The sequence below is a fragment of the Nocardiopsis flavescens genome (assembly GCF_900141985.1).
GTDB classification, from domain to species: Bacteria; Actinomycetota; Actinomycetes; order Streptosporangiales; family Streptosporangiaceae; genus Nocardiopsis; species Nocardiopsis flavescens.
In genome coordinates this window covers 1-18,613 of record NZ_FQZK01000027.1, presented here as the reverse complement: position 1 = coordinate 18,613, position 18,613 = coordinate 1, and the positions used below count along the sequence as shown (strand labels likewise).

General features: G+C 75.0%; 15 protein-coding genes. 8 read left to right on the top strand and 7 right to left on the bottom strand.

All coding sequences use genetic code 11. The annotated features are described in order from the left end of the window. Nucleotides 1–115: 115 nt before the first annotated feature. On the bottom strand, nucleotides 116–1,366 hold the full coding sequence (locus BUE45_RS27245) for an FUSC family protein (RefSeq protein WP_073383599.1): 1,251 nt from the start codon (nucleotides 1,364–1,366) through the stop codon (nucleotides 116–118). A 471-nt stretch (nucleotides 1,367–1,837) separates the two neighbouring features. Here BUE45_RS27245 and BUE45_RS27240 point away from each other — a divergent pair, with 471 nt between their 5' ends. Beyond that, nucleotides 1,838–3,958 (top strand): ABC transporter ATP-binding protein, encoded by a 2,121-nt coding sequence (locus BUE45_RS27240; protein WP_281256381.1) that lies wholly within the window; start codon nucleotides 1,838–1,840, stop codon nucleotides 3,956–3,958. A 466-nt stretch (nucleotides 3,959–4,424) separates the two neighbouring features. After that, the gene (locus BUE45_RS27235; protein WP_073383597.1) at nucleotides 4,425–5,552 is read left to right on the top strand and encodes an SDR family NAD(P)-dependent oxidoreductase; all 1,128 of its coding nucleotides are present in this window, start codon (nucleotides 4,425–4,427) and stop codon (nucleotides 5,550–5,552) included. Nucleotides 5,553–5,733: 181 nt separating this feature from the next. On the opposite strand, the gene BUE45_RS27230 is transcribed toward BUE45_RS27235, so the two are convergent. Beyond that, nucleotides 5,734–7,353, bottom strand: coding sequence for an aromatic amino acid lyase (locus tag BUE45_RS27230; RefSeq protein WP_178378670.1), 1,620 nt, complete (start codon nucleotides 7,351–7,353; stop codon nucleotides 5,734–5,736). A 163-nt stretch (nucleotides 7,354–7,516) separates the two neighbouring features. On the opposite strand from BUE45_RS27230, the gene BUE45_RS27225 reads away from it, so the two are divergent. From BUE45_RS27225 to BUE45_RS27205, 5 genes are all read left to right on the top strand, one after another. Further along, a complete protein-coding gene (locus BUE45_RS27225; protein WP_073383592.1) occupies nucleotides 7,517–8,260 on the top strand; it encodes an IclR family transcriptional regulator in 744 nt (247 codons plus the stop codon). A gap of 77 nt (nucleotides 8,261–8,337) precedes the next feature. Next, nucleotides 8,338–9,537 (top strand): ABC transporter ATP-binding protein, encoded by a 1,200-nt coding sequence (locus BUE45_RS27220; RefSeq protein ID WP_073383591.1) that lies wholly within the window; start codon nucleotides 8,338–8,340, stop codon nucleotides 9,535–9,537. Continuing rightward, nucleotides 9,534–10,187 (top strand): ABC transporter permease, encoded by a 654-nt coding sequence (locus BUE45_RS27215; RefSeq protein ID WP_073383589.1) that lies wholly within the window; start codon nucleotides 9,534–9,536, stop codon nucleotides 10,185–10,187. Before BUE45_RS27220 ends, BUE45_RS27215 begins: the two co-directional genes overlap by 4 nt. Continuing rightward, nucleotides 10,184–10,957 carry an ABC transporter permease gene (locus BUE45_RS27210; RefSeq protein WP_073383587.1) on the top strand — a complete coding sequence of 258 codons (774 nt, stop codon included), beginning with the start codon at nucleotides 10,184–10,186 and terminating at the stop codon, nucleotides 10,955–10,957. Before BUE45_RS27215 ends, BUE45_RS27210 begins: the two co-directional genes overlap by 4 nt. Nucleotides 10,958–11,010: 53 nt before the next feature. Beyond that, nucleotides 11,011–11,943 carry an ABC transporter substrate-binding protein gene (locus BUE45_RS27205; RefSeq protein WP_073383716.1) on the top strand — a complete coding sequence of 311 codons (933 nt, stop codon included), beginning with the start codon at nucleotides 11,011–11,013 and terminating at the stop codon, nucleotides 11,941–11,943. Between the two features lie 78 nt (nucleotides 11,944–12,021). Here BUE45_RS27205 and BUE45_RS27200 read toward each other — a convergent pair whose 3' ends face one another. The 3 genes from BUE45_RS27200 to BUE45_RS27190 all read right to left on the bottom strand — a co-directional run bounded on the left by BUE45_RS27200 (nucleotide 12,022) and on the right by BUE45_RS27190 (nucleotide 14,221). Further along, the gene (locus BUE45_RS27200) at nucleotides 12,022–12,519 is read right to left on the bottom strand and encodes a DUF2975 domain-containing protein (RefSeq protein WP_073383584.1); all 498 of its coding nucleotides are present in this window, start codon (nucleotides 12,517–12,519) and stop codon (nucleotides 12,022–12,024) included. Nucleotides 12,520–12,809: 290 nt separating this feature from the next. Beyond that, entirely contained in the window at nucleotides 12,810–13,571 is a 762-nt protein-coding gene (locus BUE45_RS27195; protein ID WP_073383582.1) for an MBL fold metallo-hydrolase, read from the bottom strand. 95 nt (nucleotides 13,572–13,666) lie between these two features. Continuing rightward, nucleotides 13,667–14,221: a TetR/AcrR family transcriptional regulator gene (locus BUE45_RS27190; protein ID WP_073383580.1), complete on the bottom strand. Its 555-nt coding sequence runs from the start codon at nucleotides 14,219–14,221 to the stop codon at nucleotides 13,667–13,669. A 147-nt stretch (nucleotides 14,222–14,368) separates the two neighbouring features. On the opposite strand from BUE45_RS27190, the gene BUE45_RS27185 reads away from it, so the two are divergent. After that, complete coding sequence (locus BUE45_RS27185) at nucleotides 14,369–15,700, top strand: MFS transporter (RefSeq protein ID WP_073383577.1); 1,332 nt, start codon at nucleotides 14,369–14,371, stop codon at nucleotides 15,698–15,700. Here the strand turns inward: BUE45_RS27185 and BUE45_RS27180 are convergent. Together BUE45_RS27180 and BUE45_RS27170 are read right to left on the bottom strand one after the other, a co-directional pair. Continuing rightward, complete coding sequence (locus tag BUE45_RS27180) at nucleotides 15,634–16,035, bottom strand: Imm32 family immunity protein (protein ID WP_073383574.1); 402 nt, start codon at nucleotides 16,033–16,035, stop codon at nucleotides 15,634–15,636. The two genes, BUE45_RS27185 and BUE45_RS27180, sit on opposite strands and share 67 nt — an antisense overlap. A gap of 1,974 nt (nucleotides 16,036–18,009) precedes the next feature. Beyond that, nucleotides 18,010–18,613, bottom strand: a 604-nt coding sequence (locus BUE45_RS27170; RefSeq protein ID WP_143173500.1) for a polymorphic toxin-type HINT domain-containing protein, incomplete at its 5' end; no start/stop codon positions are given.

The window sequence follows — 18,613 nt, the reverse complement described above, 5'->3', positions numbered from 1 at the left end:
CCGGCCCGGTCACGACGTTAGGCGTTGACCTCGCGTCAACCGCAACCCCGGTTCCGGGCCCGGTCCGGCGCCCCTGCACGCCGGGGCGCACCGCCGACGGACCGGCACCCGCCCCTCACCGGGGCGGGCCGGGGCGCCAGCGGCCGAACCGGCGCGGGCCGCCCGGCCTGCGCGGCCCCGGCCCCCAGCGGCGGACGCTCTCCCAGCGGGGGCGCCAGCGCAGCCACGGCAGCCACGGCACCCCCGGCGGCGGGGGGATCCGCGGGTCCTCCAGGTCGCCCAGCAGGGCCTCCTCCACGTCCTCGAACCGGATGCCCGCGAACAGCATGATGTCGGTGGCGACCATCTCCACCGCCAGGTGCGCGGCCTGGGTGACCTGGTCGTCCTCCGGCCGGCCCGGCCCGTACATGCGCGCGGTCATCAGCGCCTGCTCCACCGCCTGCTCACGCGCCTCCCCGCTGCTGAGGTCGTCGGCGAGGATGGCCAGCACGTCGGCCATGCCGGACACGATCGGCACCAGCTCGCGGCGCTCGTGCGCGCCCATCGCGGCGGTGCTGCGGCACAGGAACAGGCAGCTCTCGGCCAGCAGGATGAGGCGTTCGATGATCTCGTCCTCGTCCAGCACCGGCTGCGGGTCGCCCCAGCGGATCGTGGACAGCCGGATGGTGGTCATGCTGCTCTCGCGGGCCCGGCTCAGCTCCGCCATGGGCCTGCTCAGGTCCCCGAGGCGGTTGACCATCTGCTGGCTGGAGACGTCGCCGTCCTCGTCCAGGGCCTGGGCGACGCCGGTGAGCATGCCCGACATCTCGGTGAGGGCGTCGGCCTCGATCCGGCGCAGCAGCGCGACCAGCCGGGCGGGGAACAGCAGCTGGCTGAACACCAGGGCGACCCCCGCGCCGATGAGCGCGTCCACCAGCCGGTCGATGCCGGGGCTGCCGTCCCCGATGAAGATGGTGGTGAGGATGGCGCTGGCCGCCGCCTGGCCCATGACGATGCGCTCGGCGTTGATGGCGACGGCCACGAGCATGGCCACCAGGGTGGCGGCGCCCATCGTGGCGAGTTCGCCGCTGCCCACGGCCAGCGCCAGCTCGCCCGCGCCGATGCCGATGAACACGCCGGTGAGCAGCTTGAGGGCGTTGGAGCCCCGTTCGCCGCCGGAGGCGTTGAGCGCGATGACGGCCGCGATGGGCGCGAAGAACGGGCTGTGGTCCTGCACGAGGCCGCCCGCGACGGCCCAGGCGATGAGGGCCGCGAGGGTGGCCTGCACCACCGACCAGGTGTGCGCGGTGAGGCGGTCGCGCACCACGGCCGCGGTCTCCTCGATCCGGTGCCGCAGGTCACGGGTGCGCGCCCAAGGCCCAGCCATGTACCACCTCTCCTCACCTCGCCGGAATCCGGGCGCCGTGTCGGGGGGTGCGCGTGGCCGCGGTTCCATTGATAGCGCCAGGGGCGGGGAAAGTGCGGGTTCTGCGTGATCGTCGCGTTTCGCGCGGGGTGCGTATCGGGATTAGGACCCCATTCCTCCATCAGGACGACAAACGGTGAATGCATCCCTGATCACGACCAGCGTGATGTTCTCCCCCGGTCGGCGACAGGCGGCACGTCAGGCCGCGGGAGGGCACGGACGACCGCATCGAACACCGATTCGGGTCGTCCGATACGCGGCCGATCCGGGCCCCGCCCCGCACCGCGGACGCACGCCCCGACGCCGCGGGCCGCCGCGCGGGCCCCGCACCCCCGGATGCGGTCGGACCGCAATCGGGCGGCCCCTCCCCACCGGACGGTCCCGGCGGCCATGATCGGCCTGTCACCACCACGGAAACGGAGAGGACACCCGTTGCGCGCCCATGACGCCGCAGAGAACGACGCCGAGGACGCCCAGGACGCCGGGAGCGGCGCACCCCCGGACTCCCCCGCCGGCCCGGCGGACGCCGCCGGCTGCGGACCCCCCGCCGAGCCGCCGCCGGAGCCCGGACCCGCCGGGGGCGCTCCCCCGCCCGGCGCCGCGCAGGAGGACGGCCGGGCCGGCGACCCGGACCCCGAGGAGCTCGCCTCCTCCCACTACCGGGTGTTCCAGGACCGGGCCCGCCAGGCCACCTGGTGGGCGATGGCCCGCCGGATGCCCGCCCTGGTCGGCCGCGCCCTGGTCCTGGGGTGGCGGGCGGGGCCCGGCGACCTGGCCGCCACCGCCGTGTTCGGGCTGGGGATGGGCGCCGCCACGGCCTGGGCGCTGGTGGCCACCAACGCCGTCCTGGAGGAGGTGTTCGCGGCCGTCCCCACCGCCGACCGGGTCCAGGCGGCGCTGCCCTCCCTGGCCCTGCTCGCCGCGGCGCTCGTGGCCCGGGGCGCCTGCGGGGCGCTGGCCGGGCGCGCCCAGGCCCGGCTGGAACCGCGGGTGGTGCTGGCCGCCGAGCGCCGGTTCAACGAGGCCGTCACCGAGGTGGAGGTGGCCGCGTTCGACGACAGCGACTTCAACGACCGCGTGTTCCGCGGGTACGCCACCGGCTGCGACCAGCGGGGGAACCTGGTCCGCACCAGCGTGGACGCGCTCACCGGGCTGCTGGGGATCGCCGCCGCCGCGGGCGTGCTGGGCTCGATGCACCCGGTGCTGCTGCCGCTGATCCTGGTGGCGATGCTCCCCCAGTGGTGGGGCTCGGCCGCAGCGGCCCGGCTGCGGTACCGGCTGACGCTGCGGCTCACCCGGGTCATGCGGCGCAAGTTCATGCTCCAGAACCTGATGATCGACCGGCGCACCGCCGCCGAGCTGCGCTCGTACACGATGGGGCCGCGGCTGCGCGCCGAGTTCGACCGGTTCGCCGACCGGGAGCTGGAGGCACGGCTGCGGCTGGCGACGCGGATGGCGCTCATCCAGGTGACCGGCGGCGCCCTGGGCGGGATCGCCACGGGGGTCGTGTTCGCGGCGCTGGGGCTGCTGCTCGTCCAGGGGGTGATCCCCCTCGCGGCGGCCGGGGCGGCGGTGGTGGCGGTGCGGGTCGCCCAGGGGGCCCTGGGCACGGTGCTGGTGTCGGTGAACCAGGTGTACGAGGCGGGCCTGTACGTCGCCGACCTGGAGGAGCTGGAGGAGACGGCCCGTGCCCGCACCCCGCGCCGGGGGCTGGCCCCCGCACCGCAGGGGTTCGCGCGCATCAGGGTCCAAGACGTGACGTTCACCTACCCGCGCGGCGCCGACGACGACGGGGACGACGCCCCGGGGCCCGCGCTGGCGGGGGTGGACCTGGAGCTGCCGCGGGGCCGGACGGTGGCGCTGGTCGGCGAGAACGGGTCGGGCAAGAGCACCCTGGCCAAGCTGCTGTCGGGGCTGTACGCGCCCGACACCGGACGGGTGTGCTGGGACGGGACCGACCTGGCGCGGGTGGACCCCGAGGACCTGCGCGCGCGGATCGCGGTCATCGCCCAGGACCACACGCACTGGCCGATGACGGCGCGCCAGAACGTGGTGATGAGCGGCCCCGAGGGGGAGCCGGAGCGGCTGGCGCGGGCGGCGGGCGCCGCGCACGCGGACACGGTGGTGGCGGACCTGCCGCGCGGATGGGAGACCCTGCTGGACAAGCGGTTCGCCCGCGGCCACGAGCCCTCGGGCGGGCAGTGGCAGCGGCTGGCCGCGGCCCGCGGGTTCCACCGGGGCGACGACGGGGCGGCGGTGCCGCTGCTGATCGCGGACGAGCCGACGTCGGCGCTGGACGCCCGGGCCGAGCACCGGTTCTTCACCTCGCTGCACGCCCACGCCGGGCGGACGGGGGCGACGGTCGTGCTCATCACGCACCGGCTGGCGTCGGTGCGGATGGCCGACGTGATCGTGGTGCTGGAGCGCGGCCGGGTGGTGGCGCAGGGGTCGCACGGGGAGCTGATGGAGCGCGGCGGCGTGTACCGGGAGCTGTGGGAGCTCCAGGCCCGGGCCTACCGGGACGACGCGGCCGGGGCCGGACGCGCCGGCTGACCCCGGCACCCGCCCCCGGGTGCCGACGCGGTGCCCGCGCCGCTCCGGCAGCGGGCGCACGAACGTGCCCGGGTCGGACCCGGCCCCGCGGAAGACACGGAGCGCGGTGACCGCGCCACACGGCCCCGCCGATCCGGCGGCGGACGGGTGGCGACTGAACGACGGCGGTTCCCCCGACTCGAACACCACTCTGTAGGAGACACCGAGCGCGGTGGCCGCGCCACACAGCCGCACCGCTCCCGCCGCGAACCGGCGCTCCGGCCGAGCGCCCCGCAGGGGAAGCCGGGCGCGTGCGAACGCTACCGGCACGACCCGTTCCGCGCCGCCGCGCCGGGACGCGGAGCCCCGGTGCTCCGGTCCCCGCGGCCCCTCCCTCCGGAACCCCGGCCGTTTCGGCGGGGCGGTCCCGGGTAGCCGCGTCCCTACACACGACGCCGCGTACGGCGGTAGGGGGAGGTGTCCGGTGATGGGTGTCAAGGCCTTGGCGGTCCCGGTACTGGCGGGCCGTGCCGCGGCCGTGGCCAAGCTCCGGCAGGGGGAGCCCGGCGGGCGCCGCCGCCGTCGCGGGGGCGGGGTCCTGCCCTGGGCCGCGGCCGGCGCCGCGCTGGGGGTGGGCGCCGCGGTGGTGGTCCCGGAGCCGCGCACCACCCGGCTCACCGGCAGGGTCGCGCTGGTCACCGGCGGCTCGCGCGGGCTCGGCCTGCGCCTGGCCCGCGAGTTCGGCGAGCGCGGCGCGTCGGTGGTGGTCTGCGCCCGCGACGGCGAGGAGCTGGAGCGGGCGGCGGCCGACCTGGAGGGCCGGGGCGTGCGGGTGCGCACCGTCCGGTGCGACGTGACCGAGCCCGGAGCGCCCGAGCAGCTGGTGCGGGAGGCCGTCGCCGCCTTCGGGCACCTGGACTTCGTGGTGAACAACGCCGGGATCATCCGGGTCGCGCCGTACGAGGTCCTCGAAGAAGAGGACTTCCGCGAGGCCATGGAAACGATGTTCTGGGCCCCGCTGCGCGTGGCGCGGGCGGCGCTCGGTCCGCTGGCCGAGACCGGCGGCTCCCTGGTGAACATCACGTCGATCGGCGGGCGGTTGAGCGTGCCGCACCTGCTGCCGTACTCGTGCGCCAAGTTCGCCGAGGTCGCCCTGTCGGAGGGGCTGGGCGCCGAGGTGGCGCGCCGGGGGGTGCGGGTCACCACCGTGGTGCCGGGGCTGATGCGCACGGGTTCGCAGCGGGCCGCGGTGTTCGCGGGCAACGCCGAGCGCGAGTACAGCTGGTTCGCCCTGGGCGCGGGGCTGCCGCTGGTCTCGGTGGACGCCGGGCGGGCGGCCCGCCGGATCGTGGAGGCGGCGGCGCGCGGGCGCTCCCACCTGGTGCTCACGCCGCTGGCGGTCGCGATCCTGGCGGCCCGGGGACTGTGCCCGTCGCTGGTGCAGGGGGCCATGCGGGTCATGGCCGGGGCGCTGCCCCGGCCGTCCGCGCAACCGCGGGAGAAGCGGGGCGCGGCGGCCGACACGGGCCTGGTCAACGGCGCGGTGCGCAGGGCCGCCGTGCTCAACGAGCGCGCCGCCGCCGACCTCAACCAGGAGCCGCGCCGGGACGGGTGAGCGGCCGGCGGACGCCGCGCGGCCCCCGGGGCGTCCCCGGGGGCCGCCGCGTCTTCGCGGGGCGGGGCCGCGCGGGGCCCCGCCGCGGGGCGCGCCCCGCGGTCCCGGCCCCGCGACGGCGTGAGGCGGGGGAAGCGCTCCGCCGGCCCGCTCCGGAGCGGGCCGGCGCGCCGGACGGCCCTCAGCAGCCCACGGCGGAGCCCGCCGCGCGGTCGGACACGGGGGCGGGGGCCTCCCCGGTACCGGCCCCGGGCACGGCCCGCGGTCCGGGCGGCGCGAACTCCCCCGCATTCCCCGTCTCCCCGGCGTCCCCGGGCTCCCCCGGCCCGGCGGCCCGGGCGTCCTCCGACGGCAGCAGGTCCGCCAGCCGGTCCAGGGCGCGCTCGGCCGCCTCCAGGTCCCCCTGGAGGTCGCGGTCGGCGGTGTCGCGCGGCGCGGCCCCCTGCGCCTCCAGCGCCCGGGTCGCCCGGTGCAGCGCCAGCGGCGGCACGGCCGGGGCCCGCAGCACCAGGGCGCGCGCCGCCACCAGGAGTTCGCAGGCCAGCAGCGGCCGCAGCGCCGCGATCGCGGTTTCGAGCTGGTGCACCGCCAGCGGGGCGAAGCTGGCGTCCTCCTCGGTCCCCCGGGACAGCACCACCGTCTCCAGGGACGCCGGGGCGGCGGCGGCGCGCAGCGCACCGTAGGCCGACCCGGCCGTGTACTCCAGGATCATGGTGCCCGAAGACCCGGCCGGGCCGGTCGCCAGGAACGCCGGGAGCCCGCTGACCGCCGGGTCGGACAGGGCGCGCAGCCGCCCCAGCAGGGCGGGCGCCGTCTGCGCCAGCGCCAGGCGCAGCGCGTCCGAGCGCAGGGTGAGCGCCGCCATGTGGAACCCGCCGTGGTGGACGACCCGGGTGTGCCCGGTCCCGGCCCCCACGACCAGCGGGTTCTCCTGCGCCGCCGCGGTCAGCGCCCCGACCAGACCCGACATCTCCGCGAGCGCGTCGACGAGGACCCCCTGCACCTGCGGCGCGGTGCGGAACCCGAAGGGGTCCTGCACCCGCGCCGCGGCGGGCAGCCCCGGCCCCAGGAGGTCGCGCAGCCGGCGGGCGACGGTGACCGCGCCGGGCGACGCGCACGCCCGTGCCGCCTCGGGCGAGAACGCCTCGGTGTTGGCGCCCACGGCCGCCGCGGACATCGCGGTGGTCACCGCCGCGGCGCGCACCAGGGGCTCCAGCTCCGCGACGGCCAGCGCCGTGCGGGCCAGGGTGAGGGCGTTGCTGCTGATCAGCGGCAGCGCGTCGGTGTCGGGGAAGTGCCGGGGCGGGGTCCAGGGCGCGGCGGCCGGGCGCTCGCCGAGCAGGGTCAGCGCCGTCCCGGCCAGGGCGGCCAGGTCGCCGGTGCCCACGGTGCCGTGTTCGCGGACGGTGGGCAGCGCCCCGGTGCGCAGCATCCGCAGCAGGGCGCGGGCGGTGTCGGGCGAGACGCCCGAGCCCCCGGCCGCGATCTGGTTGACCCGGACGATGAGCATGGCGCGCACCACCGGCTCGGGGAGCGGGCGGCCCGCGGCGGCGGCGTGGCTGCGCAGCAGGCGGCGCCCGTGGCCCCCGCCGTCCCCGGCGGTGTCCACGCGGACGGTCCGGTTGGCGCCCACCCCCGTGCTGCGCCCGTAGACCGGGCCGCGCGCGGCGGCCTCGCCGGCGCCCCGGTGGGCGGCGGCGATGCGGCGCAGGGCGGCGCGGGTCAGGGCGACGGGTTCGGCGGACCGCGCCGCGGCGGCGACGCGCCCGCAGTCCAGGGGTGATCCGTCCAGGCTCAACATGCCCGCCTCCATCGGTACGCGTGTGACGTGAGGCACCCGTGCCTCTTCCCTCCTCGACTGGAGTATGTCATTCTGCTGCCAGATGGCAACAGTGTTCCATCAGATGAAAATCCACCGGGTTCCGTTCGGGCGTCGAGCGGGCTCAGGACCGAAGGGAAACCCCGTGGCCGAGTCCACGCGCACCGTCGAACGCGCCCTGGAACTCCTCGCCGTGGTCGCCGAGCGCGGCCCGGTCTCCCTCACCGAGTGCGCCCGCGACACCGGGCTCGCGCCCAGCACCGCCCTGCGGCTGCTGCGCACCCTGGAGTCCACCGGGTTCGTCGACCGCGACGACGACGGGGCCTTCTCCTCCGGGCACCGGCTGCTGGGCATCGGGGCCAGGGCACTGTCCAACGACTCGCTCATCACCCTGGCCCAGCCCTCGCTGGCCGAGCTGGCCCGCCAGACCGGCGAGTCCGGCTACCTGTGCGTGGGCACCGCCGACCAGGGCGTCCTCTACATCGCCCAGGCCGAGGGCAACCGCACCATCCGCCACGTCAGCTGGGTGGGGCACCGCTTCCCCCAAGACGGCTCGGCCGTGGGCCTGGCCTTGCGCGGGGAGCTGCCCGAGGCGGGGTTCACCGCGGTCGCCTCCGTGGTGGACCCCGAGGTGATGGCGCTGGCCGCACCCGTCCGCTCGGCCGCCGGGACCGTCGCCGCGCTCAGCGTCGTGGGGCCCGCGTTCCGCCTCGACGCGGAACGGGTCGCCGCGCTGGGCGCGCTGCTCACCGCCGAGGCCGAGCACGTGTCAGGGTTGCTCGGTGCCGTACGGGAAACAGACGACACGGACGGCACGGACGACGACACCGGGGACGCCGCCGGCGACACGGCCGACGGGCGGACCCGCGCGAGGGAAGGGGGGTCGTGACCCCGCCGGGGTGAGTGCGCCCGCACGGCGCGCGCATCCCCCGACCCCGACCGGACCACCCCCTCCAGGAGAACCCGATGATTCGCTTCGACCAGGTCACCAAGGCCTATCCGGACGGCACCGTCGCCGTCGACGGCCTCGACCTGACCGCGCCCACCGGCCGCACCACGGTGCTGGTCGGCCCCTCGGGCTGCGGCAAGACCACCTCCCTGCGGATGGTGAACCGGCTCATCGAGCCGAGTTCGGGCACCGTCCTGCTGGACGGCCGCGACACCGCCGGCCTGGACACCGCCGAGCTGCGCCGCGGCATCGGCTACGTGATCCAGAACGCGGGCCTGTTCCCGCACCGCACCGTCGCCGACAACATCGCCTCCGTCCCCCGCCTGCTCGGCTGGACCCGCCGCAGGGCCCGGGACCGCGCCCTGGAGCTGCTGGAGCTGGTCGGCCTGCCCGCCTCCTACGCCGGGCGCTACCCCGCCCAGCTGTCCGGGGGCCAGCAGCAGCGGGTGGGCGTGGCCCGGGCGCTGGCGGCGGACCCGCCCGTGATGCTCATGGACGAGCCGTTCAGCGCGGTCGACCCGGTCGTGCGGGCACGGCTCCAGGAGGAGTTCCTGGCGCTCCAGCGCGAGATCGGCAAGACCATCCTGTTCGTCACCCACGACATCGCCGAGGCCGTCACCCTCGGGGACCGGATCGCGGTGCTGCGGGTGGGCGGGCACCTGGCCCAGTTCGCGGAGCCGCACGAGCTGCTCACCCGGCCGGTGGACGACTTCGTCGCCGACTTCGTGGGCCGGGACCGCGGCTACCGCGCGCTCGACTTCGCCGCGCCCGCCGCGCTGGAGGTGCGCGAGGAGCCCGCCGTCCGGCTGGGGGCCACCCTGGAGCAGGCGCGCGCGGCGGCCCGCGACGGATGGGCCCTGGTGGTGTCGGACGAGAACCGGCCGCTGGGCTGGATCGACGTGGGGGCCGCCGCTCCGGGCACCGCGGGCACCGACCCGGTGGGGCACGGGCACCTGCTGCTGGGCGGCACGACGGCCCGCCGCTCGGGCGGCCTGCGCGAGCTGCTGGACGCGGCGCTGTCCTCGCCCTCGGGCCGGGGCGCCGTCACCGACGACGCCGGCGCCCTGACCGGCACCGTCACCCCCGAGGACGTGGTCCGGGCCATCACGGCGGCGCGCGCCGAGGACGCCGCCGCGGGCGCCGGGCGCGAGACCGGCCCCGGGGCCACGGCCGCCGGCGGGGACCGGAACCGGGCCGCCGCGGAGGGGACCGCATGATCGCCCTGCGCTGGCTCTCCGACAACGCCGGGGTGATGGCCGAGTACTTCCTGGCCCACGTGTGGCTCTCGGTCCTGCCGCTGCTGCTCGGGCTCGTGCTCGCCCTCCCCCTGGGCTGGGCCGCCCACCACTTCGGGTTCCTCTACCGGCCGCTGGTCGCCGGGTCGGCCCTGCTGTACACCCTGCCCTCGCTGGCGCTGTTCGTCCTGCTCCCCCAGGTGCTGGGGACGCGGATGCTCGACCCGGTGAACATCGTGTGCGCGCTGACCGTCTACACCGTCGCCCTGCTGGTGCGGGTGGTGGCCGACGGCCTGGCCGCGGTGCCCGAGGACACCGTGCGGGCCGCCGACGCGATGGGCTACACGGCGGTGCAGCGGTGGGCGGCGGTCGAGCTGCCCGTCGCCGTCCCAGTCATCGCCGCCGGGCTGCGCGTGGCCTCGGTGTCCAACGTGAGCCTGGTGTCGCTGGGCGCCCTGCTGGGCATCCCGCAGCTGGGCTCCCTGTTCACGCTGGGCTTCCAGCTCGGCTACCTGCTGCCGATCGCGGCCGGGATCGTCCTGTGCCTGCTGCTGGCCTGGCTGCTGGACGGCCTCATCCTGGCCGCGGCCCGCCTGCTGACCCCCTGGAAGAGAGCGGAGACCCCGGCATGAACCTCATCGAGTGGTTCGCGGACCCCGCCCACTGGGCCGGCCCCGACGGCATCCCCCGCCAGGTCCTCACCCACCTGGTGTACTGCGCCATCGCCGCCGCGGTGGCGATCGTGGTCGCGCTCCCCGCGGGCCTGGTCATCGGGCACACCGGCCGCGGCGCGGTCGTGGTCGCCGGCCTGGCCAACGCCCTGCGCGCCCTGCCCACGCTGGGCCTGCTCATCGCCGCGGTGCTGCTGGTGTCCCCGCACGTGGGATCGCAGCTGGCGTTCACGGTCCCCGCCCTGATCGTGCTGGTGGTGCTGGCGATCCCGCCGATCCTGACCAACGCCTACGCCGGGGTGACCGCCGTGCCGCCGCAGGTGCGCACCGCCGCCCACGGGATCGGGATGCGCCCCTGGCAGGTGCTGCTGACCGTGGAGCTGCCCTGCGCCCTGCCGCTGGTCATCTCCGGGGTGCGCAGCGCCTCCCTCCAGCTGGTGTCCACCGCCACCGTCGCCGCCTACGTGTCCCTGGGCGGGCTCGGGCGCTACATCATCGACGGCCAGGCCCAGCTCGACTACACGCAGATGCTCGCCGGGGCGATCCTGGTCGCCCTGCTCGCGATCGTCGTGGAGGCCCTGCTGCTCCTGCTGGAGCGGCTGGTCGTCTCCCCCGGCCTGACCGGGCGGCTGCGCAGGCTGCCCGACCCCGACCGGGCGCCGGGCGCCGGACCCGACCCGGCCCCGACCGCCGCACCGGTCGCGGCCCCGGCCTCCGGGAGGGCGCCGTGACCACCCCCCGCACCGGCCCGGCGGCCCGGGCCCGCACACCCCTGGAGGCTCCCATGACCCCTCGACGGACGCCGCGCGCGGCGACGGCGCTGGCCGCCGCGCTGGCCCTGCTCACGGCCACCGGCTGCGGGATCGGCTCCGACCCGCTCGCCGCCGGGGAGGAGGGGGCGGACCGGGACGGCTCGGGCCCGGTCGTGGTCGGGTCGGCGAACTTCCTGGACAGCCTGCTGGTGGCCAACATCTACGCCGAGGCACTGCGCGCCGAGGGCATCGAGGTGGAGGAGCGGTACAACATCGCCAGCCGGGAGGCGTACGTGCCCGGGCTGATCGACGGGTCCATCGACCTCATCCCCGAGTACAGCGGGGCGCTGCTCCAGTACGTGGACCCCGAGACGGAGGCGACCGCCGACGCGGAGGTGCTGGAGGAACTCCGGGTGCAGCTTCCCGAGGGGCTGGCCGTGCTGGAGGCGTCCGAGGCGCAGAGCAAGGACGTGCTGGTGGTCACCGGGGAGACCGCCGCCGAGCACGGCCTGGAGACCGTCTCGGACCTGGTGCCGCTGGCCGGGGAGATGACCCTGGGCGGGCCGCCGGAGTGGAAGACCCGGCACAACGGCATCGTGGGGCTGCGCGAGGTGTACGGGCTGGAGTTCGCGACGTTCGTGGCGCTGGACGCCGGCGGGCCGCTGTCCCTCAACGCGGTCACCAACGGCCAGGTGGACGTGGTGGACCTGTTCACCACGGACCCGGCCATCGGGGAGCGCGACCTGGTGATGCTGGAGGACGACCGGGGGCTGTTCCTGGCGGAGAACATCCTGCCGCTGGTCCGGGACCGGGCCGTGGACGGGGAGGCACGCGCCGTCCTGGACGCGGTGTCGGCGCGGCTGAACACCGACGACATCCGGGAGATGATGGGCCGGATCATCTCCCAGCGGGAGAACCCCACCCTGGTGGCGCGGGACTGGCTCACCGCCAACGGCCTGGCGTGAGCCGGGGCGCCGGGGGCGGGGCGTCGTTCGGCGCGGGCTCGCGGCCGGGGGCGGGGCCCGGAGCCCGCGCGGACCGGGTCAGACGACCTCGGACATCTCGGCCTGGAGCCGGGTGGCCTTGCTGAGCAGCCCGCGCATGAGGACGAGCAGCAGGGCGAAGGCCACGCCCCCGGCGGTGGTGACCACGGCGGCCCCCAGGGCCCCGAGCAGCTCCATGCCGTCGTCGGGCGAGGGGATCTCGGCGAACAGCAGGTGCGCGGTGACCCCGCCGGTGAGCAGGGACGCCGCGAGGGTGGCGCCGATGATGACGTCGACCCAGCGGAAGGCCCGGGAGGTGAAGATCGCGTCGCGCTCGACCATCCCGAGCAGCGCCCAGACCGCGACCAGGGCGACCTGCACGCAGGCGACGCCGAGGATCGCCACGACGACGTAGGGGACCTCGAAGGGGGCGTAGGGCGGGAAGTACGCGACCTCCTCGGCGGCGGCGCCGGGGATGACGACGAACTGGCCGAACAGGCCCGCGAGGATCGCCAGGGCGACACCGGCGCGCAGGACGAGGGTGATGTAGCTGTGCATATATCGATTCTCGATAGTTTTCTATCGAAAGTCAATAGGTCGCGCGGATCTCGTCCTCCGTGTAGACAGCCGTGCGGGCGCCGCGGTTCTCCCGGATCCACGGCCGGGCCGGCCGGGGGGATCCAGGCGCCGGGGGCGGCGCGGTCCCGGCCCGGCCGGCGTCCCCGACCGGCGTTCCTCCCGGGCGCCCGCCCTCCACCGCGGCGGCGGTGCCCGCCGGAGGACGCAGGGCTCCGCCGGGTACGGGGTACCGCACGGGGCGGCCGGTGAGGTGGCCCCGCCCCGGGCGCCTACGCGATCCCGCGCTCGATGGCGATCTCGGCCGCGGCGCGCGGCCCGTCGGGGAAGGGCTCGCCGTGGCCGGGCAGCACCACCGCGTCCTCCCCCAGCTCCGCCAGCCGCTCCAGCGAGGCCATCGCCTCGTCGCCCCGGTGCGTGGACATCCGGCTGATCGTGGTGGGGCCCGTGCGCCCGGTGGTGGCGTCGAAGGTGACCAGCGCGTCCCCGGTGAACACCACGTCGCGGTCGGGCCAGACGAACATGGCGCTGCCCGGCGTGTGCCCCGGCGCGCCCACCACCCGCGGGGCCCCGGGCACGTCCTCCAGGACCTGGCCGTGGACAAAGGTGGAGAACACCGGCACCGGCGGCGCGTTGAACGCCCCCGACCCCTCCAGGTGGGCGAGCAGCCGGGCGGCCCGCGGGCGGCGCAGCAGGTAGGGCAGCATCGAGCGCTCGGGCGGGGCGTGCACCATCGCCTGGGCGGGCCCGCCGCCCAGCAGCGGGGCGTCGCCCTCGTGCACCCACACCGCGGTCCCCTCGTGGTGCAGGGCGCGGGCGGCCAGGCCGATGTGGTCGGGGTGGCCGTGGGTGAGCAGGACGGCCCGCAGCCGGCCGCCCACCCAGGAGACCGCGTCCAGGAGGCCGGAGCTGTGCGTGGGCAGCCCGGCGTCGACCAGGACCAGGCCCTCGCCGGTGTCCACCAGGTAGAAGTTGACCACCTCGTCTCCGAGGCGGAAGACGCCGGGTGCGACCTCGTCGGCCAGATGACCCATGGAATCCTCTCCGCGGACGAAAGAGCGCGCCGCCCGCCTGCGGCGTCACCCCTTTCTCTACCGGAGCGGTCGCCGCGGGTGGGCGACCGACACCCTCAGCCCGCCCCCGGGACGGTGGTGAGGCGGACCACGGCGTCCATGGTCAGGGCGCGGTCGTGGGGTTCCAGCTCCAGGGCCCGGTGGATGGTCAGCCCCTCGATGAGGGCGTCCACCTGGCGGGCGGTGAGCGGGTCGAAGTGGAGTTCCAGGGCCCGCCTGCTGCGCAGCATCCAGGCCCGGGTCAGCTCCCGGTAGGCGGGGCGGCGGGCGGCCAGGGTGTACAGCTCGTGGGTGAGGACGAGTTCGCGGGGCGAGGTCATCAGCTCGTCGTGGACCAGGGCGGTGACGGCCTCGCGGGCCTCCTCCAGGGTGCGGGCCCGCACGAGGCGGCGCTCGAACCGGCGGCTGAGGTCCTGGGCGAAGCGGGAGAAGACCTCGCGCAGCAGCTCGTCCATGCCGGCGAAGTGGTAGGTCATCGACCCCAGCGGCACCCCGGCGCGGGCGGCCACCTTGCGGTGGGAGGTCCCGGCCACGCCCTCCTGGGCGATGAGGTCGGCGGCGGCCCCGATGATGCGCTCCCTGCGTTCGGGGTCCACCTGTCCGGTCGCCACCCTGGCTCCTCTCCGCCGACGGTCACCGGGGCCATTGTCGCGGATTGCGGGGGGTGCGCGTCCGGGTTCGCCCGACCGGGAAGTGTACGATCGTACGCGACGGATGTACGGTCGTACACCCCTGCCGTTCCCCTGGAGGGCCCACCCATGACCGCGCCGGACTCCCCCACAGCGCCCGGGCCCGCGGGCCGCACCCCCGTGGACCGGCAGGTCCGCGGCGCCCGCGCCGCGGTGTCCCTGCTGTTCCTCACCAACGGCGCCCTGTACGCCAACCTCGTCCCCCGCTACCCCGAGATCAAGGCGGCGCTGGAGCTGGGCAACGCCGAGTACGGGCTGGCCATCGCCGCGTTCCCGGCCGGAGCGCTGGTCGCGGGCATGGCGGCCGGGCCGGTCATCCGCCGGTTCCGCTCCGCCCGGGTGGCGGCGTTCGGAACGGTCCTGACGGCGCTGGGCATGCTCGCCGCCGCGCTGGGGCCGACCTGGGCGGCGCTGGCGGGGGCGCTGCTCCTGGCCGGGGCGTTCGACGCGATCGTGGACGTGGCCCAGAACGCGCACGGGCTGCGGGTGCAGCGGCTGTACAAGCGGTCGGTGCTCAACTCCTTCCACGCCCTGTGGAGCGTGGGCGCGGTGACCGGCGGCCTGATGGGGGCGGCGGCCACCGGCCTGGGGGTGTCCCCGGGCCTGCACCTGGCGGTGGCCGCGGTCCTGCTGTCGGCGGTGGCGCTGACCGCGTACCGCTGGACGCTGCCGGGGCCGGACCGGGTGGAGCCGCTGGAGGAGGCGCGGGCGGGCGCCGGGGGCGCGGGGGCCGGGCGCGCCGTCAGCGGCGCGGCCTGGACCAAGTACGCGGTCCTGGCGGCCCTGGCGGTCATCTCCATCGCCGGGATCATGGTGGAGGACGCGGGCAGCACCTGGGGCGCGGTGTACCTGTCGGACCACCTGGGCGCGACGGCGTCGCTGGCGGCGTTCGGGTACATCGCCCTGGTCGGGGCGCAGTTCGTCGGCCGCATCGCGGGCGACGGGCTCACCGACCGGTTCGGCCAGCGGGCGGTGGCCCGCGCCGGCGGCGCGATCGCCGCGCTGGGCCTGGGCACGGCGCTGCTCTTCCCCAGCGTCCCGGGCACGATCGCGGGGTTCGCGGCGGCCGGGTTCGGCGTGGCCACGCTCATCCCCTCGGCCATGCACGCGGCCGACGAGCTGCGCGGGCTCAAGCCGGGGACCGGGCTGGCACTGGTGAGCTGGCTGATGCGGGTGGGGTTCCTGTGCTCGCCGCCGGTGGTGGGGGCGATCGCCGACGCCACCTCGCTGCGCACGGGTCTGATGGTGGTCCCGCTGGCGGGCCTGGCCGTGGTGCTCCTGGCGGGTGCCCTGGCCGACCGCTCGGGACGGGCGCCGGGAGGTCCCCGGGCGGCTCAGGCCCCGGAGGGGGCGTCCCCGGAGAACCCGACGACGAGCGGCGCGGAGTCCCCGGCCAGGTAGAAGTGGTCGGGGAAGTGCTCGACGTGCAGGTGGTGGCGGGGGCCGGCGTCGGGGTCCGCGGCGAAGCCGGCGACGCTCTCGGCGAGGACGGCGAGATACTCCGGTGCGCCCCCGATCACCAGGGTGCCGCCGTCCACCCGGATCCGGACCTTCCCCGTGGCCCGGTGCCGAACACGGACCTCCGCCAACGCCCGGTCGTAGGGCGCGGGGTCGGCGACCGGGGGCAGGGCGAGGTCGCCGCCGCCCTCCCGGAGCAGCCCGGCCAGGGCGAGGAGTTCGGCCGGGGTTCCGGAGAGCAGGGACTCGCCCGTCGTCTCCGCGTACAGTGCCCGCACCCGTCGCCCTCCCCGGTGGACCTTCCCGGCAGGGGCCGGGCCTCCATGGTCCCGCACCGGGGCGGGGTGGGGCGCCGGGGGCCTGTGCTGTAGTGGTTTCTCTCCGGCCCGGAGGGCTGGACCGCAAGCGGTGCGGTGAGCCGGGCCTGCGCCCTGGTGGTTCTTCGCCGGGCCGGGGAGCCCGGCCACAGGCCGGTGCCCCGGAGTCTGTGCCGTAGTGGTTTTCCGCCGAACCGGAGCGCCAGGCCGCAAGCCCGGGGCCGGACCGGGCCCTGCGCCATGGTGGTTGTTCTCCGAACCGGAGCGCCCGGCCACTGCCGGTCGGCGGACCGCGGCCCCGGCCACAGCCGGAGGGTGTCGCTCCCCGCTCAGGTCGCGGGGGTGAGAGCTCGACCGGAGTTCTCCAAAAGCTCAACCGCTTGGAAACGGCGGCCAGCGGAGCGTAGACCTGGCCCCGGCGCAGTCGGCGCACGGCAGACCGCAGGGCGGGCGCGTTCGATGCACGTCCGGAGCGGTGGGGGTGTGATCCGGGGCTGGGTCAAGCGAGGCGATCCCAGCCCAGCCCTTGAGACGGGAGGAATGCCCCCTACAAAGGGTGGGGGGCGCGAGGAGCGGCCCGTACGTAGAGCCCACCCATGCCCTCCCAACGCCATAGGGGGTGAAACGTGCACTGTCTTGGGGCCCCAGGCACAACCCGTGAGCGTTGATCGACACCCCGGCTCCAGGGGGCTGGCGAGGGCGTACTCGGCTCCGCGAACCCCTGGGGGTGAAGGCCGCGCGTACCTGCTCCACTCAGCCAATGGTGGTTGTCCACCCGCCTGGAGCCCCCGACCATAGCCGGAGGGTGTCGCTCCCAGCTCAGGTCGCGCGGGGTAGGGCCGCGCGTACCTGCTCACCCGGCCGCGCGGGGGTGAGGGCGGCGCGGGCCTGCGTGCTGGCGGCCCCGGCCCGTTGTGGTGCGGGAGGGTACTTGGGTGCGGGTCACTACGTCTGGGGCTGGTGTTCCAAGCGAGGTCGGGAGCAACCGCGGCTGTGCAGGTGGACCTTTCCTCCGTTCCTACGTGGCTGGGCGGGGCAGGCCTCGCCCGGACCCGCCCCCGGACAGCACACCCCCACCACCCCGGACGTGCGGCCCACGTGTCTGCCTGTCCGTCTGCCCTCCGTTGCATCGTGGGGGCGGATCCGGCTCCGCCGGTCTGTGCCTTCCCAAGCGGTGACCGTCCTGGAAACCTCGGAGTCCGTCCCACCCCCTCGGGCGCAGCATGCGGGAGCGTGCCCCGACACCCCCTGCGGTCGGGCCGAGCAGGTATCCACGGCCCTACCCCGCGCGACCTCGCGTGGGAGCGACACCCTCCGACTGCGGCCGAGCACTCCGGGCGGGTGGACAACCCCCAGCGGCGCGGCGAGCAGGTACGCGCGGCCCCACCCCGCGCGCCCCAGCATGAAAGCAACACCTTCTGATATCCATCGCGAATAGCGACCATTGGGCGTGAGCCGCGGCTGCGATCCCGCATGGGACAACCTGTCCGCCCACCACAGCAGGAAGACAAGCATAGCGATCAAGGACCGGGAGCGACTGGAGGGCCACTTTTCAGCCTACGCCCCGGAGTCAAGCGGAGCCGTCCAGTCAAGGCTGAGTCGGCTACAGTATCGCCCCGACCTGTGAGATAGATTCCTCGTTCACATCGGACTCCAGCCCGAAACTAAATAATTAAATCTCAAATTCATCCAAAAAAAGAGTCAACCCAGAGGAATCCTTCAATCGTTCAATTCCAGCCTCCAAACACTCAGATAAACTTGCACCCTCAATGCGAATCAAATAAGCACCCCCCACCCCAGGACCAGAGAGAACCAAGGTCCAAGGTTTAATCACATCCATCCTTCTCTCGTGGTCAAATTTAAGGATCGCGGTGATCTCATAGTTCCCCAAGCGCTCCAACAAACCTTCGATATCAAGTCGGCGAGGAGACCCCATTAGCACCCCCTCAACCTCGACGCAATTCCGTCCACATCCATCGTATGGCCAGGCTTTCTCGAATCACTCACAGCAGCAATCACCCCCCAAAGATCATCATTAGTAGGGCCACTAATAATGTTGTTACGCTCCATGAGATTTGCGACAACAGCGTGAGCAGTACGCTTGTTTCCATTATCGAACATGTGACCACCTGCGACATCTCGAATAATCACAGCAGATTTCCGCCAAAAACCCGTGCACCTACTTGCATTGGCCAGAGTCCCCTCGGGGGATCCATGCAATAGAGTTCTTCCCCCGAAACTCTCATTGATATCACTTATCTCACTGGCCGTGACTGGGTTTTTAAAACCACCATTATCACAGTTGTGGTTGAGGACGTCGAGGGACCCCGTGGCCACATGGTAGGTGTGAACACCCTGGACCGTCAGGTTGTGGACCGTGGCGGACTGGGACCAGGCCTGGATCGCGTTGACCTGGACCCAGGTACCGGCGGAGGTCTGCAACCACATACCCGGGACCAGGTCGATCGCGTCGACCCACGCCTTCAAGTCGGGGACCCAGAAGGGGTGCTCATCGGTCGCAATGACCACGTCACCGGCC

What these genes read in the sequence shown, in the direction of transcription:
- BUE45_RS27245 (WP_073383599.1), bottom strand. Translation starts at nt 1,366, where the DNA reads ATGGCTGGGCCTTGGGCGCGCACCCGTGACCTGCGGCACCGGATCGAG.
- BUE45_RS27235 (WP_073383597.1), top strand. Translation starts at nt 4,425, where the DNA reads ATGGGTGTCAAGGCCTTGGCGGTCCCGGTACTGGCGGGCCGTGCCGCG.
- BUE45_RS27230 (WP_178378670.1), bottom strand. Translation starts at nt 7,353, where the DNA reads ATGTTGAGCCTGGACGGATCACCCCTGGACTGCGGGCGCGTCGCCGCC.
- BUE45_RS27220 (WP_073383591.1), top strand. Translation starts at nt 8,338, where the DNA reads ATGATTCGCTTCGACCAGGTCACCAAGGCCTATCCGGACGGCACCGTC.
- BUE45_RS27215 (WP_073383589.1), top strand. Translation starts at nt 9,534, where the DNA reads ATGATCGCCCTGCGCTGGCTCTCCGACAACGCCGGGGTGATGGCCGAG.
- BUE45_RS27210 (WP_073383587.1), top strand. Translation starts at nt 10,184, where the DNA reads ATGAACCTCATCGAGTGGTTCGCGGACCCCGCCCACTGGGCCGGCCCC.
- BUE45_RS27205 (WP_073383716.1), top strand. Translation starts at nt 11,011, where the DNA reads ATGACCCCTCGACGGACGCCGCGCGCGGCGACGGCGCTGGCCGCCGCG.
- BUE45_RS27200 (WP_073383584.1), bottom strand. Translation starts at nt 12,519, where the DNA reads ATGCACAGCTACATCACCCTCGTCCTGCGCGCCGGTGTCGCCCTGGCG.
- BUE45_RS27195 (WP_073383582.1), bottom strand. Translation starts at nt 13,571, where the DNA reads ATGGGTCATCTGGCCGACGAGGTCGCACCCGGCGTCTTCCGCCTCGGA.
- BUE45_RS27185 (WP_073383577.1), top strand. Translation starts at nt 14,369, where the DNA reads ATGACCGCGCCGGACTCCCCCACAGCGCCCGGGCCCGCGGGCCGCACC.